Raw genomic sequence first — 14640 nt, forward strand, 5'->3', positions numbered from 1 at the left:
AGTGAAAACGCTATTTTTTATTTTTAATAAAGGGTTTCATGGAAATGTGCGAGGTCATGAGTTTTTAGATATGGCATTAATGGCGGCGGCTTTTGACCAAAAGGTTGTTATCTTGTTTGAAGGTGAAGCTGTGAATGCCTTAGTTAAAAACCAGCAGCCTGAAAATATTGCCTTAAAAAACATGACACCTATATTAAAGGCCTTGCCGTTATATGATATTAATGACGTGTTTGTTGAAAAAGAGTCAATGGATCAATGGGGCTTAGTGAAGGAACAGCTGACCATTGAAACTACGTTGGTTTCTCGCCATGAGGTGGTTGAACAACTTAATGCAGCACACCATGTATTCAGTATCTGATGTTATATATTGTTAATAAAAGAACCGAGGCCCTAGACAGTTGCATTGAAAGAGTGATGTCAAATGATGTTGTCTTATTAATTGAAGAAGCTGTTTTAGCTACGGTCATTACAAAGCCACCGTCCATTTTATCTAAACCTATCGATCAGGTTCAGATCTATGCGTTAAGCCCTGATATGAAAGCGAGAGGCATTGATGTTAACCGCTGCTATGAGCATATTCGGTATGTTGATTATGCAGGCTTTGTTGAGTTAGTAGAAAATAATAATCCTGTTAGGTCTTGCTGTTGATGTTAGTGCAGTTAAAACGCGATGAATATGGCTTTTTGCAGAATAGAAGCGACTGGAGCGAGGCCGTGGCTGAGGCAATGGCGAAAGAAGATGAGCTATTACTGACGCCATTGCATTGGGAAATTATTCATTTTGCGCAAGCATACTACGATGAATTTAATCACCAACCTAATGCGCGATTATTTGGCCAAGCGATCAAGAAGAGATTGGGCGCTGAAAAAGGGTCGTCTATTTATTTATATAAATTATTTCCAAACGGACCATTAAAATACGCCAATAAATATGCGGGGTTACCTATTCCACCTTCATGCATATAAAGACGCTGTATTAATCCGTTTGTTTAAATCGGTGAATTTGCCGTCGCTGTTTTTTATTAGGCCTTTCAGAGCGGGGCATAGAGGCGTTCATGTCTTTATTGAGTGCTTTCAGCGCTTGACGTTGTTGAAGGCTTTCATCGCTTTCTTTGTACAAAAGGACGGCTTCTTTGGCGGGGCGACGTTGAGGGTTTAAGCCGACAATCTTAACCGTCCATTGATAACCAGCCTTATGGATTTGCAGGCTATCATCAATGCGAACTTCTTTACTGGGTTTGCTTCGTTGACCATTGAGGTGGATTTTTCCACCTGAAATCGCTTCGGTGGCGAGCCGTCGTGTCTTAAAAAAACGAGCAGCCCATAACCAAGTATCTAAACGCTGTTTTGTTAGAACGTTTTCAGTCACTAGATAATTAAGCGAGTAACTCGTCTAGTTTTCCGCGACTTTCTAAATCGTAAATTTCTGTGCAATCACCAACGTGTTTGTCACCATTAAAAATTTGCGGAACGGTAGAGCGCTGACTTTTTTGTATCATCTCAGCTCTTTTGTTTGGGTCATTCGCAATGGAAATTTCAGTAAATGGAATGTTTTTATTATTTAACAAACGTTTAGCCTGAGTGCAATAAGGACATAAAGAAGAAGTGTATATAGTGATCTTGGACATAGGAGGTCGATAGCGTTAAATTAATTTCAGTTAATTTTAACAGATTTGGAAGGGAAATCTGTTGGATTAACGGGTTTATGCTAGCGCTATGGGCCTGTTTTCAGTAGAATCACGGGATGTTGAAGAATTAATAAAATCATAGAGAGAAAGAGTCAATGAAGCGATTATTAGTAAGTTTATTGGTGTTGGGAATGGCGTTTTCTGTAACGGCAAACGCAGCGGGTGATGTTGCCGCTGGAACAATTAAAGGGCAAACCTGCCTTGGTTGTCACGGTGTGGAAAATTACAACAATGCGTATCCAACCTATCATGTGCCAAGATTGGGTGGTCAGCATGCTGGCTATCTGGTAACTGCCATGAAAGCCTATAAAAACGGTACACGCACTCATGCCACCATGCATGGTAATGTGGCTGATTTATCAGAGCAAGATATGCAAGATATTGCGGCATATTTTGAGCAAGACGGAAAATAAACGTTAATATTAAAGATCACGAGGAAGAAAATGAAACAATTAAATAAGATGATTTTTACCGTATTGCTTACTGTGGTATCTGTCAGTGCTATAGCAGCGGGTGATATTCAAGCAGGCAAAGAAAAGTCAACAGCCTGTGCAGCATGCCACGGTGTAAGTGGGGTGAGTGCTAGCCCGATGTTTCCTACTATTGCTGGGCAACATGCAGATTATATGGTCCATACGTTAAAAGGATATCAATCGGGGCTACGTAATGACCCTATTATGCGAGCTTCAGTTGCAGCGCTGACTGAAGAGGATATCGTTGATTTAGCAGCTTATTTTGCCAGTCAAGAAGGCTTGAAAACACTGAAAAAATAAAACTTAAATTAAAAATTAGTAGATACAAAAAACGCGCATTCTTGCGCGTTTTTTGTATCTATAAAATATAAGGATGGATAATGAGTCAAGACGTTAGCGTGAAACTTAAGCACAATAATGATGGGAAGCTCATAGAGGAATGTGAATACCTCGGTGAGGTTATGCATGGAAAGCGAACAATTTGGCACCCCTCTGGCGTGAAAATTTCTGAAACAGATTTTATTCAAGGTGTTATGCAAGGCCATCATACATCATGGTATTTAACAGGGCATATTGCACTAACAGCAACTGTTGCACAGGGTAATTATCATGGCCTCTTTACTGCGTATTGGCCAAACGGCGAAATGCGTGAACAAGGTCATTTTGATAAGGGGGAGCGAACGGGTGTGTTTAAATCTTGGTCTGATAATGGTGAACTATTAGCTGAAAAAAACTATGATCAATAAAATTCCGTTGTAGCCATTTTCTGGTAAAGGGCGAAAAAAAAGCATACAATGATGCAACGCAATAAAATGATTAATTAAATTGGAGGCGGGCAAATGGATGATAAATCCCCACAAGAAATATTTGAGAAAATGGCGGAAAAAGGCCATAACATGTTTAAAGATTTTTCAGCGGCGGAATCAAAAGAAATGTTGTCTCAGTTTGGTAATGCATGGAATACAATTGTTACACGTGCCATGGAGAGTCCTGAAGAGTGGGTGAAAACGATGTCTGGTTTTTACCAAGATCAATTTAACCTCTGGATTAATATGTTTAATCCAGCAAGTCAATCTACAGTTCATCCAGAGCGCGGCGACCGTCGTTTCTCAGGTGATGAATGGGAAGAAAGCCCCGTTCATAATTACTTGAAGCAGTCCTATTTATTATCGAGCCGTTGGCTAACAGGCTTGGTTGAAAACTCAACGCTGGATGAGAAAACTAAGCAAAAGTGCGATTTTTACACGCGCCAATTTATTGATGCGATGTCGCCATCTAATTTTGCCTTAACGAACCCAGAAGTGTTGAAAGAAACCATAGAGTCTAATGGTCAGAATTTGGTTGCAGGGCTTGAAAACCTAATGTCTGATATAGATAAAGGGCGTATCAGCATGACCGATGAGTCAAAGTTTACATTAGGTGAAAACTTGGCGACTACACCCGGCTCGGTGGTGTTTGAAAACAAGCTGATTCAATTGGTTCACTTTAAGCCGATGACTGAGAAAGTGAATGAGCGTCCTATTTTAATTATTCCGCCATGCATTAATAAATATTATATTCTTGATTTGTCTGAACATAATTCATATGTTCGTTACTGTTTAGAACAAGGCAATGATGTTTATATTATCTCTTGGAGAAACCCAGATGAGTCCTTGGGTGATGTTACTTGGGATGAATATATTTCTGTTGGGACAATACCTGCTATTGATGCAGTGAAAGAAATTTCTGGTGCGAAGAAAATCAATGCGGTTTCTTGGTGTATAGGTGGCACGATGTTAGCGACAACAATGTCTGTGTTGGCTTCAAAACGCAAAAAGCCAATAGCAACAGCAACATTTTTTACAACCTTATTAGATTTTTCTGACCCGGGCGAATTGGGTGTATTTATCGATGAGTCACAGGTTCAACAACATGAACACAAATTAAAAGAAGGCGGTGTCATGCCGGGTAAGCAACTAGCATCAACCTTTGCAATGCTACGTGCGAATGACCTTGTATGGAGTTATGTTGTTAATAACTACCTAAAAGGTAAAACGCCACCTCCATTCGATATTTTATTTTGGAATGGTGATTCAACTAATATGACATCTGCGATGTACACATGGTATTTGCGCAATATGTATTTAGAAAATAATTTGGCAAAACCGGGTGGTGTTGAACTTTGTGGTGTTAAGGTTGATTTAGGGAAGATTGATTGTCCTGTGTATTTCTTGTCGGCTATTGAAGATCATATTGCTCCGTGGAAAACTACGTTTATTGGTACAGAGTTGGTTAAATCTGAGTCGATAGAATTTGTTTTGGCGGCAAGTGGTCATGTGGCGGGTGTTATTAACCCTGCGAGTAAAAACAAACGTCATTTCTGGAAAGACGGTGAGCTGGGTAAAGGGCCTGAGCATTGGTTAGAGTCAGCGGAGGAAGTGCCAGGAAGCTGGTGGCCACATTGGGATGCGTGGTTGAAAGCTAATGGTAATAAAACAGTAGATGCCCCCTCTCAATTAGGGACAGATAAATACCCAGAGTTAGAACCTGCACCGGGGTCATTTGTTATGGCGAAAGCCAGTTAGCGTTAAGTTTTATTGAAGCTTCACCTGACAACTTAGCTTAGCTATGTGATTATAGAAGCCACCGTTTATACGGTGGCTTTTTCATGTGTAAAAAAGAAACGATTGGAGTGGTTATGAAATCCCCTTGTGTCAGGCAGTGTACGTTAAATGAAAACGACATGTGTCTTGGCTGTGGGCGAATGCTTGGTGAAATCACATCATGGGTATCTTTTTCGGAGCAAAAACGTACTGAGGTTATGACGCAGTGTCAGAATCGTTTGCAGGCATTAAAAACATGGAAGCCGAGTTTAGTCGACCAAAAGAAGTGAGGTGGCTAGTAAATGAATTAACCCTCAATAGGCCCTTGATTACCTAAACCTTAGGGGTAAACTAATTGACTTATATAATATAGATTGGAGGGTTTGCATGAATGCCGAAAAAGTTGTTTTCAGTTTCTTTATTGTTTTAGCACTGACACTGAATTTTGGTTTTTTTCTGGGTAAGTTGGGCAACCCAACAGACCATAATATCTATGTGCTATTCGCTACAATTTTCGTTAACCTTGTTGCGATGGGCTTGAAACTGGGAGATCGTTCGCAAGTGGGTGCTGTTTTATTGTCGACAAGTATAGTCGCTAATTTACAATTACTTGCAGGGGCCTTCGTGTGGGGTTATGTAACACAAATTTCAGAGACTGGATTGACGGCAGACAATACCTCAGTGATTGTTTCATTATCAGGTGGTGCATTGGTTGCTAACATTGTTTCTGTGGTGATGTTAGTGTCAGAAACACTTATGTCACGACGTTAAAAGTACGACTATGTCAGGCTCATCACTGGGTAGAGTATCGTTCATCGTGCTGCGCCATATGCGCACACCGATTATTATTTTTATATCTGTGTATGCTTTGTGCATTTTAGGGATGGTGTTAGTGCCCGGTCTGCCGGACGCAAATGGCCAAACGACGTATATGTCATTTTTCCATGCGTATTATTTCCTTGCGTATACCGCTACAACAACAGGGTTTGGGGAATTACCTAGGCCCTTTAGTGATGCACAAAGAATATGGGCAATTTGCTGCTTATATATTAGTGTTATTACTTGGCTGTATACGGTTGGGAAAATAATTTCTTTATTAAAGAATCCCTATCTATATTCGGCTTTTGCTGAAGAGAAGTTTATACGAGCGGTTAGAAAAAAAAGCAGAGATTATTATTTGGTGTGTGGCTTTGGAGATACAGGCAGTCTCTTATTGCGTGGTTTGACCAATGCAGGCTTTTCCGCGGTTGTTTTAGAGTTGGACAATGAACGTATTAAAGCGCTCGATTTGCGTAACTATAAATCCAAGGTATTGGGGCTTTGCGCAGACGCAACGGTACCGCGCTATTTGCTAGATGCTGGTATTGAAAGGGATAAGTGTATCGGTGTCTTAATTTTGTCCAATGATGAAGAAGCTAATTTAAAAGTAGCTGTGTCGGCGAGAATATTAAGGCCTGATATTAAAATTATTTGTCGTTCAACCTCCGCAGAAAATGAGAGTGAAATTTTAGCCATTGGTGGGGACACGCATGTTGTTGATCCATTTCGTGTTTTTGCAAGTTACCTCAGCTTAATCATTTATAACCCCACCGTACATACATTGAATGAATGGATGTCAGGAGAGCCAGGGGCAACATTGGATCGCAATATTTGCCCACTGAAAGCAGGTCGGTGGATTTTGTGTGGGCATGGTCGGATGGGGCAAATTGTTTATAAGAAACTCTGTGAAAAAGGGATTGATCTGACGGTAGTCGAACCACTGGTTGAAAATGTTGAGGAGATTGCCGATCACGCTGTCTTAGGAAGAGCAAACTTAGAAAACTTAAATAAAGCAGGGTTGAAGGGCTGTGTGGGTTTAGTCGCCGGTACAGACAACGATACGTTCAACTTAAGCATGGTACATCAAGCGAATAGGGAAAACCCATCGCTGTTTTCTATCGTCAGGCAAAACAGACATGTTAACGAAGTGCTGTTTAAAAAAGCAGATGTAGACTATATTTTGCAACCCAGTTTAGTCATCGCTCGAATGGTTTTATTTATGCTGATGGCGCCATTATTGAAATCCTTTTTTGCACACCTTAGGTTATTGTATGAGAATGACCCCTCAAAACTTGCAGATATAACCAATAGACTCGCAATAGAGGTAGGCGGCAATTTTCCAGCCATCAGGACGTATATTCTTGATAAGAAAACAGCCCCTGCGGTGTGTGCCAAGCTATCAAATAATGGCGAGGTTAGTTTAGGTGATATTTACAAAAAACCATCGAACAGAGAAAATGCGTTAAAAATGGTTCCGTTGGTTCTTCGTCGGGGGAAGGTGATTAAAGTATTACCTGCCAATGATTTGCAGTTAAGAGTGAATGATGAAATATTATTTTGTATGCAGCCAAAAGAAAAAATATTTCTAGAGTCTAACTTGTCCAATAGATATACCCTAGAGTACTTGTTAACAGGGAAAGATCCAGCGCGAGGTTATTTGTTTAAATGGCTGGAAAGAAAAAACATAGTGAGTTAAACGTGTTTATAGTATAAAGATAGTAGCCCTGCTCAAACGATAAAGCTGTTTGGTTCGGCTTTATCAAGCCATTGTTCAATTGAATGAATATCAGCATCATTCATGAGTGCTGGAGAGTGGGCTGTATTCGGTATTTCTAAAAACTCAGCGTTAGGGTGTTGTTCAAGCATTTGTTCAGTTGTTGAGCGTGCTAACAGGTCAGAGTTTTCGCCGCGAATAATCAAGGCTCGCTGCTGAATATTATTCCATATAGGCCATAAATCGATATCCTCAATGGGCTGATGGTTAAAGGCGAGAGAAATATCGGGGTCATAATTAAGCGTTATTTGCCCATTATCTAATTTCTTTTGCCCATAACGTAACAAATGCTTCCATTGTTCATCGCTTAGGTCTCCAAAGCCAGCGTAGGTGGTTCGCATATAGTTCTCAAGCTCTTGGGCTGTATCATAATAAGGTAGTTTGCCAACATAGTTAGCGATACGAATTAAGGCGGCCTTAGGGATAAACGGGCCAACATCATTGAGGATTAACGATTTAATGGGTGAGTTTTCCAACGAGGCGAGCATCATGCCTAATAGGCCACCCATTGAGGTGCCTAGCCAATCAATTTTGTTGGCACCTGTTCGAGCAATAATCATTAAAGCATCTACGATATATTGTTTGTAATCATAGGCTGATTTATCGTTTAACCAATCACTTTCACCACGGCCGGGTAAATCAAAACAGATGACTCTACGTTCAGTAGATAGTTTATTAGCCAGTGCATCAAAATCATGCTTGTTACGTGTTAAACCATGCGAACAAACAAGAATATTAGGGTTATCTTTGTTACCCCAATCGGTGTAAGCAAGGTGGTGTAAGCCTTCAGTGGAACAGCTAGTAAGGTATTGAGTTTTCATGTTATTTGATGATTTATTGTTGCGATGCATCTATAATCGAACTGTTGTTTTATAAAGCATAACCTAAAATTTGGAGAGAAGCATGAGTGAAGTAAGAGAGGTTGTCGTACTAAGCGCTGTCAGAACTGCGATTGGTGATTTTGGTGGAAGTTTAAAAACCGTAGAGCCGAGCACCTTAGCGGCCATTACGCTCAAGGAAAGTGTTGCCAGATCAGGTATTGAACCTGCAGAGGTTGGTATGGTGGTGATGGGTACGGTTGTTCCTGAAGAAGAGAGGGCGCCTTATACTGCTCGTATTGCACAAATTGAAGCGGGTATTCCTTGTGAAACATCTTGTGTTGCGGTCAACAGGCTCTGTGGCAGTGGTATGCAAGCTATTGTGGATGCTGCGCAAGGGATTATGCTAGGTGATTATGACGTTGCCATTGGTGCCGGTGTTGAATCAATGAGTAACTCCTTGTACGCCTTACCTGGCGCTCGTTGGGGGCAAAAAATGGGTGCTGGTCAAATGATTGATTTAATGATCTCCGCATTAACTGATCCATTTGGAACAGGTCATATGGGGATGACGGCTGAAAACTTAGCAGATAAATACAATATTTCTCGAGAAGACCAAGACGCATTAGCCGTAACGAGTCATCAAAATGCAGCGCGTGCACAAGCAGAAGGTCGTTTTGATAGTCAAATTGTTCCAGTAGAAATTAAAACGCGTAAGGGTGTGACGGTCTTTGATAAAGACGAGCATGTTCGTCCTGATATCAGCGTTGAGAAGTTATCTGGTATGCGCCCAGCCTTTAAGAAAGACGGTAGCATCACAGCGGGTAATGCATCGGGCATTAACGATGCGTCGTCTGCAATGGTATTGATGGCTAAAGAGGCAGCAGAAGCGCGTGGTTTAAAACCGATGGCAAAATTAGTGGCTTACTCCCATGCTGGTGTTGAACCAGAAATTATGGGGATTGGCCCTGTACCTGCTGTTGAGAAAATTTTAGCGGCAACAGGTTTGACGATTGGCGATATTGATGTGTTTGAGGTGAATGAAGCGTTTGCTGCCCAGGCGTTAAGCGTTTGTCGAGAACTTGACCTTCCAATGGATAAGGTGAATGTTAACGGAAGTGGGATTTCATTAGGTCACCCAATCGGGGCATCTGCAAATATTATTGTTGTAAAAGCACTGCATGAATTAGAGCGTGTTCAAGGCAAATACGCATTGGCTACTTTGTGTATTGGTGGTGGGCAAGGTATTGCGACTCTTTGGGAACGCATGTAGTTTAATAGCGTTAGACATAAAAAAACGGGCTCTAAGCCCGTTTTTTTATGCTCTAAAAAGAACATTATTTTTGTAGAGCTTTAGGTAAGGAAAATGTTACTTTTTCTTGAATACCAGGGGTTTCAAGAGCTGTTTCACCACCCCAGCATTTAAGTTGATCGATGACTCGTTGAACGAGTTCTTCAGGTGCGGAGGCTCCCGCTGTTACGCCGATACTGTGTACGCCTTCTAGCCAACGCTTATCAATATCCCTGAGCCATCAATCAGGTAAGCAGGCTTGCCAAGTTTTTCAGCAATTTCGCGAAGCCTGTTTGAGTTTGAACTATTCGGTGAGCCAACGACTAATACTAAATCTGATTTTTCGGCGAGTTCTTTGACCGCATCTTGGCGGTTTTGTGTGGCATAACAAATATCGCTTTTTTTAGGACCAGTAATATGTGGGAATTTATCACGTAAAGCATCAATAATTGAACTGGTATCATCCATTGAAAGGGTTGTCTGTGTCACATAGGAAAGCCCTTTATTTGCTGGTATTTCTAATGACTCTACATCCTCAGGGGATTCTACGAGGATAATTCGAACATCTGGGTTTTGTTGTTCATAGCGTCCCATTGTGCCTTCTACTTCTGGATGGCCTTTGTGTCCAATGAGGATAACGCAACGGCCTTTTTTTGCATTACTAACAACTTCCATATGGACTTTAGTTACCAAGGGGCAGGTCGCATCAAAAACATTTAATTGACGGCGTTTTGCTTCGTCTTCTACTGCTTTAGAGACGCCGTGAGCGCTAAAGATAACAGTTGAGTCATCGGGGACTTCGTTAAGCTCTTCAACAAAAATGGCGCCTCTTTTCTTTAAATTCTCTACCACAAAACGGTTATGTACGACTTCGTGTCGAACGTATATGGGTGAACCGAGTAATTCAAGTGAGCGCTCGACGATCTCAATGGCACGGTCAACACCGGCGCAGAAACCACGAGGATTAGCTAAAAATATTTGCATTTACTGCTTACCTTTTTCTGGTTGGCGATTTTTATCCCAGAGGATTTCTGATTGGCCGTCTTGGCGGGCCAGTACTCGGCATAAAACGAATAATAAATCGGATAGTCTGTTGAGGTATTTTATAACGGGTGGATTGATTTTTTCTTCTCGCATTAGGCGCACAACAATTCGCTCAGATCGCCTGCATACGGTTCTTGCAATATGGCAGCTTGCTGCTGCGAGATTACCACCGGGTAAAATAAACTCTTTTAAGGCGGGTAGTGTTGCATTATGTTCGTCTAGAACTTTTTCGAGCAAATCCGTGTGGCTGTCGTTGATAGCGCTATAGCCTGGCACGCATAATTCGCTGCCTAGGTCAAAAAGATCGTGTTGTATGTCCAGCAGTTGATCGGCTATCTTTTTTTCTATGCCGAAGGCAATCACTAGGCCAATTTGACTGTTCAATTCGTCAACAGTGCCATATGCCTCAACACGTAGTGAGTCTTTATCTACCCGAGTACCATCGCCTAAGCCAGTGGTGCCAGCATCACCAGTTCGGGTGTAAATTTTAGAAAGCCGATGTCCCATAAATTAAAGTAGAGCCTTTTTTGAAAGAATAATGCCATCCTCGTCTGCATAAAGGTAGTGGCCAGGGTTAAAAGTGACGCCAGCAAAGGTGACAGGAATGTTTTTATCTCCCCAGCCCTTTTTAATACTTTTTAGAGGGTTGGTTTGTAATGCACGTACTCCAATAGGCATTTTATTTATATCAACGGAATCTCGAATGCAGCCATAGATAATGACACCACTCCAGCCATTTTGGTGCCCCATTTCAGCAAGCATGTCGCCAAGCAAAGCGCAACGTAAAGAACCCCCACCATCTACGACTAAAACATCGCCGTTTACTTTTTGGGATAGCATTTCACGAACGAATACATTGTCTTCGAAGATTTTTACCGTTTGAATAGTGCCATTAAAGGTTTTATGACCACCAAAAGACTGAAACATGGGGGTCGCAATCTGCAGGTTATCTGAATAGTCATCACATAGGTCTGCTGTTTTAAAAGTCATGATTTTTAACTCGTAGAGTATACTTTTAAGCATTATAAACCAGTTCTTTTTATCAGCAGAGATACTTTGTATCGAGTGTGATAAATATGAGGGGCTCTTTTTGGAGAAAGCACATGAAAGCTAAATGATTAGGTTATGATATTTGACTAAGAGTGTTTTTTATACGAATGGGTATAGCAATGCAGTTAACAATAGATTCGTTAAGCGTAAAAGAAAGGAAAACACAGAAATTGAAAGGGGGGTATTTTGTCGCGTTGAACAGACAGGCTAATGCCTATGTTGTACCCAATTACTAGACCGACGGTCTGAATGTGAACGTCGATCTGATACTTCTTCAAACCTAATACTGCCACGGCGGTCATTAGTTCTGCGGCGCTGATAAACGGGCCTTCTTTTTTCGACTAAACCCACATGTTTACAATGGCATATTTTTTTTGAGCAGTCGTCTAACGGCAAGGCGGGAACGCTATTGATAGGGAAGTGCTTTTTACGAAGGGCTAGAACAGAGGTGCAGCAATTTTTTTCATCGCGGGGTTCAATATAAAAACCCCAGTATTTTTTTGAATCAATCATTGATTGAATTCGCTGTTGTTGACGTTCTGTCGAGGTGTTTGCTTTTGAAGAGGTGTGTGGTGTTTTCTTTTTGTAGTAAACGAGTGCTAACACCACTAATGTAAGAAGAATGAAAGCTAATAACATAGGCGAAGCCCCGTTAACTAAAGAGGTACAATTATATGATCTTTAATGGAGAGTGCAAATTTTTAAAATACTTTGCATAGTAATATGAAATTAATCAGGATTATATTGTTATTACTGATCCTTTTTTTTGTCGCTTTTTATAGCAAATTGCAACGTCTTGATACCATGGCTTGGATTAAACCATTAGAGGTATCTATTTACCCTATTAATGCTGGCGGGGACGTATTAACAGGTCAATATATTAATGCCTTAACGGCTCAAGACTTTCTCAGTCTAAATCAGTTTTTCAAGGTGCAATGGGCGACATATAGGGAATTTGATGCGGACCCTATCGTTATCACACTAAAGCCAGAAATCATGCAGCAACCACCCTTTCCACCAACAGATGGTAATATATTAAAGGTGATTTTCTGGAGTCTACGCTTACGGTTTTGGTCATACCAACAGGCTGTCGATAGTCATAGAAACACAGTGAATATTTTTGTGCGTTATCATCCAGTCAATGCTAATCAGCCGTTAGCACATTCGTTGGGTTTGCAAAAAGGTTTGATTGGCGTGGTCAATGCGTATGCTTCAGCTGAGTATGATGAGCAGAATAATTTGGTTATTGCACATGAGTTATTGCATACAGTGGGCGCGTCGGATAAATATAGTTTAACAACGGGGCAGCCGAGTTACCCAAGTGGTTTTGCATCACCTAATCTGCGCTATCGTCAGTCAAAGGCCGAGATAATGGCGGGTAAGATTCCAATCAATGAAGACGAGTCAATTATGCCAGAGTCGTTAAAACAATCTGTGATAGGTGTAGAAACAGCGAGAGAGATAGGGTGGATTAACGCTAATTGATGAGATAAATCATGGATTGATATAAGCCATTAATATAAGGTAATAGACAATTAGAATAAAAGGGGTTGTATTATGTTTTTTCAAGAATTAAATAATATCAACTGTAAGACATATTTAATAGCGGACTTAGATGCTGGGCAGGCCGCTATCATTGACCCGGTTGATAGCTATATAGATCGCTACCTTGCGATATTAGCCTATCACCGCCTTACATTAAAATTTGTCGCAGATACGCATACGCATGCCGACCATCGTTCAGCCTGTACAGCCCTTAGGCGATTAACGAACTGCCTTGTGATGATGCATGAGCTATCACCACAACCAACAGTAGATAAGCGCTATATTGATGGTGATGAGTTAACGGTTGGTAATATACATATTAAAGTGCTGCATACCCCCGGGCATACTCCAGATAGCGTTAGTTTCTATGTTAATGATGACAGGGTTTTAACGGGCGATGTTATTTTGATCCAAGGCACAGGGCGGTCAGATTTTGCTGGTGGAAATGCTGGTGATCAATATGACTCTATTACGGATAAAATTTTTACTCTGCCTGATAAAACCTTGTTATTCCCTGCGCATGATTACCGTGGCAATACAGAAACAACGGTTGGTTTAGAGAAGGCATCAAATCCGCGAATAGCGGGGAAAACGCGCGAGGAATATATCGAGATTATGGATAATTTGAACCTGCCACTTCCTGAAAAAATTCAAGAAGTTTTACAGATCAACCAAAGCGAGGTCGATGATGACCTTATTAAATTTCCAATGATTGCAGAGTTAAATCAAGTATTACAAATGGAACCCGCCGCGGTAAAAAATCGACTCGAAGAAACAGCCGATAACTGCGTAATTATTGATGTAAGAGAGGACTCTGAGTTCACTGGTGAGCTTGGGCATATAGCCGGTAGTCGTTTAATTCCAATGCGCTCATTACCTAAAGTAATAGAAGACTTGGAGCCACTTAAAAAGAAAGAAGTTATCCTAGTGTGTCGGTCAGGCGCTAGAAGTACGACTGCAGCCGCCATTTTAAAAGGGCTGGGGTTTCATAATGTTAAGAATATGAAAGGTGGCATGCTGGCGTGGAATAAGCTTGCGTTTCCAGTTGAGCGATAACCGTTAAAGAACCTATTAAAAAGCAAATTGGTCGCTTATAGGCTTAAGTACAAGTTGTTTATTAGGCATAAAAAAACCCGGTGAACTCTCACCGGGTTTTGATTAATATGTTTGAACTATGCTGCCTGCACAGGAATGGCGTTTTTTGTTTCTTTAACGCCATTATTATCGTCAAGGTATACCAGGCAAGGTTTAAAGGTAGCCAGTTCTGCTTCGCTGTATTCTGAATAAGCGCAAATAATTAAAATATCGCCTTCTGTTGCGCGACGTGCAGCCGCACCATTAACAGAAATAATACCGCTGTTATCTTCTGCTCTAATAGCATATGTAGTGAAGCGTTCGCCATTATTAACATTATAAATGTCAATTTGTTGGTACTCACGAATACCTGAAAGATCGAGTAGGCTTCCATCAATAGCACAGGATCCTTCATAATGAAGTTCGCTGTGAGTTACAGTAGCTCTATGTAACTTTGTTTGTAACATCGTAGAACGCATAAAA

Annotated in this window: 20 protein-coding genes and 1 pseudogene; 13 read left to right on the forward strand and 8 right to left on the reverse strand. The window is 41.0% G+C overall.

The window, feature by feature from the left end:
- Position 1 precedes the first annotated feature (1 nt).
- Genes tusC through CYCPU_RS0102045 form a run of 3 tightly spaced genes read left to right on the forward strand, consistent with a single transcriptional unit; the run spans position 2 to position 965 of the window.
- A complete protein-coding gene (gene tusC, locus CYCPU_RS0102035) occupies positions 2–358 on the forward strand; it encodes a sulfurtransferase complex subunit TusC (RefSeq protein ID WP_232228545.1) in 357 nt (118 codons plus the stop codon).
- Entirely contained in the window at positions 358–648 is a 291-nt protein-coding gene (gene tusB, locus CYCPU_RS0102040; RefSeq protein ID WP_015005217.1) for a sulfurtransferase complex subunit TusB, read from the forward strand. Before tusC ends, tusB begins: the two co-directional genes overlap by 1 nt.
- Positions 648–965: a TusE/DsrC/DsvC family sulfur relay protein gene (locus tag CYCPU_RS0102045; RefSeq protein ID WP_015005218.1), complete on the forward strand. Its 318-nt coding sequence runs from the start codon at positions 648–650 to the stop codon at positions 963–965. The genes tusB and CYCPU_RS0102045 overlap by 1 nt, the downstream gene beginning before the upstream one ends.
- Positions 966–975: 10 nt before the next feature.
- On the opposite strand, the gene CYCPU_RS0102050 is transcribed toward CYCPU_RS0102045, so the two are convergent.
- Together CYCPU_RS0102050 and grxC are read right to left on the reverse strand one after the other, a co-directional pair.
- Positions 976–1368 (reverse strand): Hsp15 family ribosome-associated heat shock protein, encoded by a 393-nt coding sequence (locus CYCPU_RS0102050; protein ID WP_015005219.1) that lies wholly within the window; start codon positions 1366–1368, stop codon positions 976–978.
- A 7-nt stretch (positions 1369–1375) separates the two neighbouring features.
- A complete protein-coding gene (gene grxC, locus CYCPU_RS0102055) occupies positions 1376–1627 on the reverse strand; it encodes a glutaredoxin 3 (protein WP_020933044.1) in 252 nt (83 codons plus the stop codon).
- Between the two features lie 155 nt (positions 1628–1782).
- Between grxC and CYCPU_RS0102060 the strand changes: the two genes are divergently transcribed.
- The 7 genes from CYCPU_RS0102060 (at position 1783) to CYCPU_RS0102090 (ending at position 7257) form a co-directional block, all read left to right on the forward strand.
- Positions 1783–2100, forward strand: a complete 318-nt coding sequence (locus tag CYCPU_RS0102060; protein WP_015005221.1) for a c-type cytochrome — start codon at positions 1783–1785, stop codon at positions 2098–2100.
- Between the two features lie 30 nt (positions 2101–2130).
- Positions 2131–2460 (forward strand): c-type cytochrome, encoded by a 330-nt coding sequence (locus tag CYCPU_RS0102065; protein WP_015005222.1) that lies wholly within the window; start codon positions 2131–2133, stop codon positions 2458–2460.
- An 80-nt stretch (positions 2461–2540) separates the two neighbouring features.
- Positions 2541–2906, forward strand: a complete 366-nt coding sequence (locus tag CYCPU_RS0102070; RefSeq protein WP_015005223.1) for a toxin-antitoxin system YwqK family antitoxin — start codon at positions 2541–2543, stop codon at positions 2904–2906.
- 93 nt (positions 2907–2999) lie between these two features.
- Positions 3000–4724 carry a PHA/PHB synthase family protein gene (locus tag CYCPU_RS0102075; protein ID WP_015005224.1) on the forward strand — a complete coding sequence of 575 codons (1725 nt, stop codon included), beginning with the start codon at positions 3000–3002 and terminating at the stop codon, positions 4722–4724.
- A gap of 113 nt (positions 4725–4837) precedes the next feature.
- Positions 4838–5032 (forward strand): DUF1289 domain-containing protein, encoded by a 195-nt coding sequence (locus CYCPU_RS0102080; RefSeq protein WP_232228546.1) that lies wholly within the window; start codon positions 4838–4840, stop codon positions 5030–5032.
- A gap of 97 nt (positions 5033–5129) precedes the next feature.
- Positions 5130–5513 carry a DUF6394 family protein gene (locus CYCPU_RS0102085; protein WP_015005226.1) on the forward strand — a complete coding sequence of 128 codons (384 nt, stop codon included), beginning with the start codon at positions 5130–5132 and terminating at the stop codon, positions 5511–5513.
- 10 nt (positions 5514–5523) lie between these two features.
- Complete coding sequence (locus CYCPU_RS0102090) at positions 5524–7257, forward strand: potassium channel family protein (RefSeq protein ID WP_033422294.1); 1734 nt, start codon at positions 5524–5526, stop codon at positions 7255–7257.
- Positions 7258–7289: 32 nt separating this feature from the next.
- Here CYCPU_RS0102090 and CYCPU_RS0102095 read toward each other — a convergent pair whose 3' ends face one another.
- Complete coding sequence (locus CYCPU_RS0102095; protein ID WP_232228548.1) at positions 7290–8156, reverse strand: alpha/beta fold hydrolase; 867 nt, start codon at positions 8154–8156, stop codon at positions 7290–7292.
- Between the two features lie 82 nt (positions 8157–8238).
- On the opposite strand from CYCPU_RS0102095, the gene bktB reads away from it, so the two are divergent.
- Positions 8239–9426 carry a beta-ketothiolase BktB gene (gene bktB, locus CYCPU_RS0102100; RefSeq protein ID WP_015005229.1) on the forward strand — a complete coding sequence of 396 codons (1188 nt, stop codon included), beginning with the start codon at positions 8239–8241 and terminating at the stop codon, positions 9424–9426.
- Between the two features lie 64 nt (positions 9427–9490).
- Here bktB and ispH read toward each other — a convergent pair.
- From ispH to CYCPU_RS0102120, 4 genes and pseudogenes are all read right to left on the reverse strand, one after another.
- Positions 9491–10428 (reverse strand): annotated as a pseudogene (gene ispH / locus CYCPU_RS11800) (4-hydroxy-3-methylbut-2-enyl diphosphate reductase).
- Positions 10429–10995, reverse strand: a complete 567-nt coding sequence (locus tag CYCPU_RS0102110) for a cob(I)yrinic acid a,c-diamide adenosyltransferase (protein ID WP_016389901.1) — start codon at positions 10993–10995, stop codon at positions 10429–10431.
- 3 nt (positions 10996–10998) lie between these two features.
- On the reverse strand, positions 10999–11478 hold the full coding sequence (rraA, locus tag CYCPU_RS0102115) for a ribonuclease E activity regulator RraA (RefSeq protein WP_015005232.1): 480 nt from the start codon (positions 11476–11478) through the stop codon (positions 10999–11001).
- A gap of 267 nt (positions 11479–11745) precedes the next feature.
- Positions 11746–12177, reverse strand: a complete 432-nt coding sequence (locus CYCPU_RS0102120) for a hypothetical protein (RefSeq protein WP_015005233.1) — start codon at positions 12175–12177, stop codon at positions 11746–11748.
- A gap of 84 nt (positions 12178–12261) precedes the next feature.
- Here CYCPU_RS0102120 and CYCPU_RS0102125 point away from each other — a divergent pair, with 84 nt between their 5' ends.
- Together CYCPU_RS0102125 and CYCPU_RS0102130 are read left to right on the forward strand one after the other, a co-directional pair.
- Positions 12262–13023 carry a hypothetical protein gene (locus CYCPU_RS0102125; protein ID WP_020161803.1) on the forward strand — a complete coding sequence of 254 codons (762 nt, stop codon included), beginning with the start codon at positions 12262–12264 and terminating at the stop codon, positions 13021–13023.
- 72 nt (positions 13024–13095) lie between these two features.
- Positions 13096–14139 carry an MBL fold metallo-hydrolase gene (locus CYCPU_RS0102130; protein ID WP_020161804.1) on the forward strand — a complete coding sequence of 348 codons (1044 nt, stop codon included), beginning with the start codon at positions 13096–13098 and terminating at the stop codon, positions 14137–14139.
- Between the two features lie 116 nt (positions 14140–14255).
- On the opposite strand, the gene panD is transcribed toward CYCPU_RS0102130, so the two are convergent.
- Positions 14256–14636, reverse strand: coding sequence for an aspartate 1-decarboxylase (panD, locus tag CYCPU_RS0102135; protein WP_015005236.1), 381 nt, complete (start codon positions 14634–14636; stop codon positions 14256–14258).
- Between the last annotated feature and the right edge of the window lie 4 nt (positions 14637–14640).

Origin of the sequence: Cycloclasticus pugetii PS-1, from assembly GCF_000384415.1 — a bacterium.
Lineage (GTDB): Bacteria > Pseudomonadota > Gammaproteobacteria > Methylococcales > Cycloclasticaceae > Cycloclasticus > Cycloclasticus pugetii.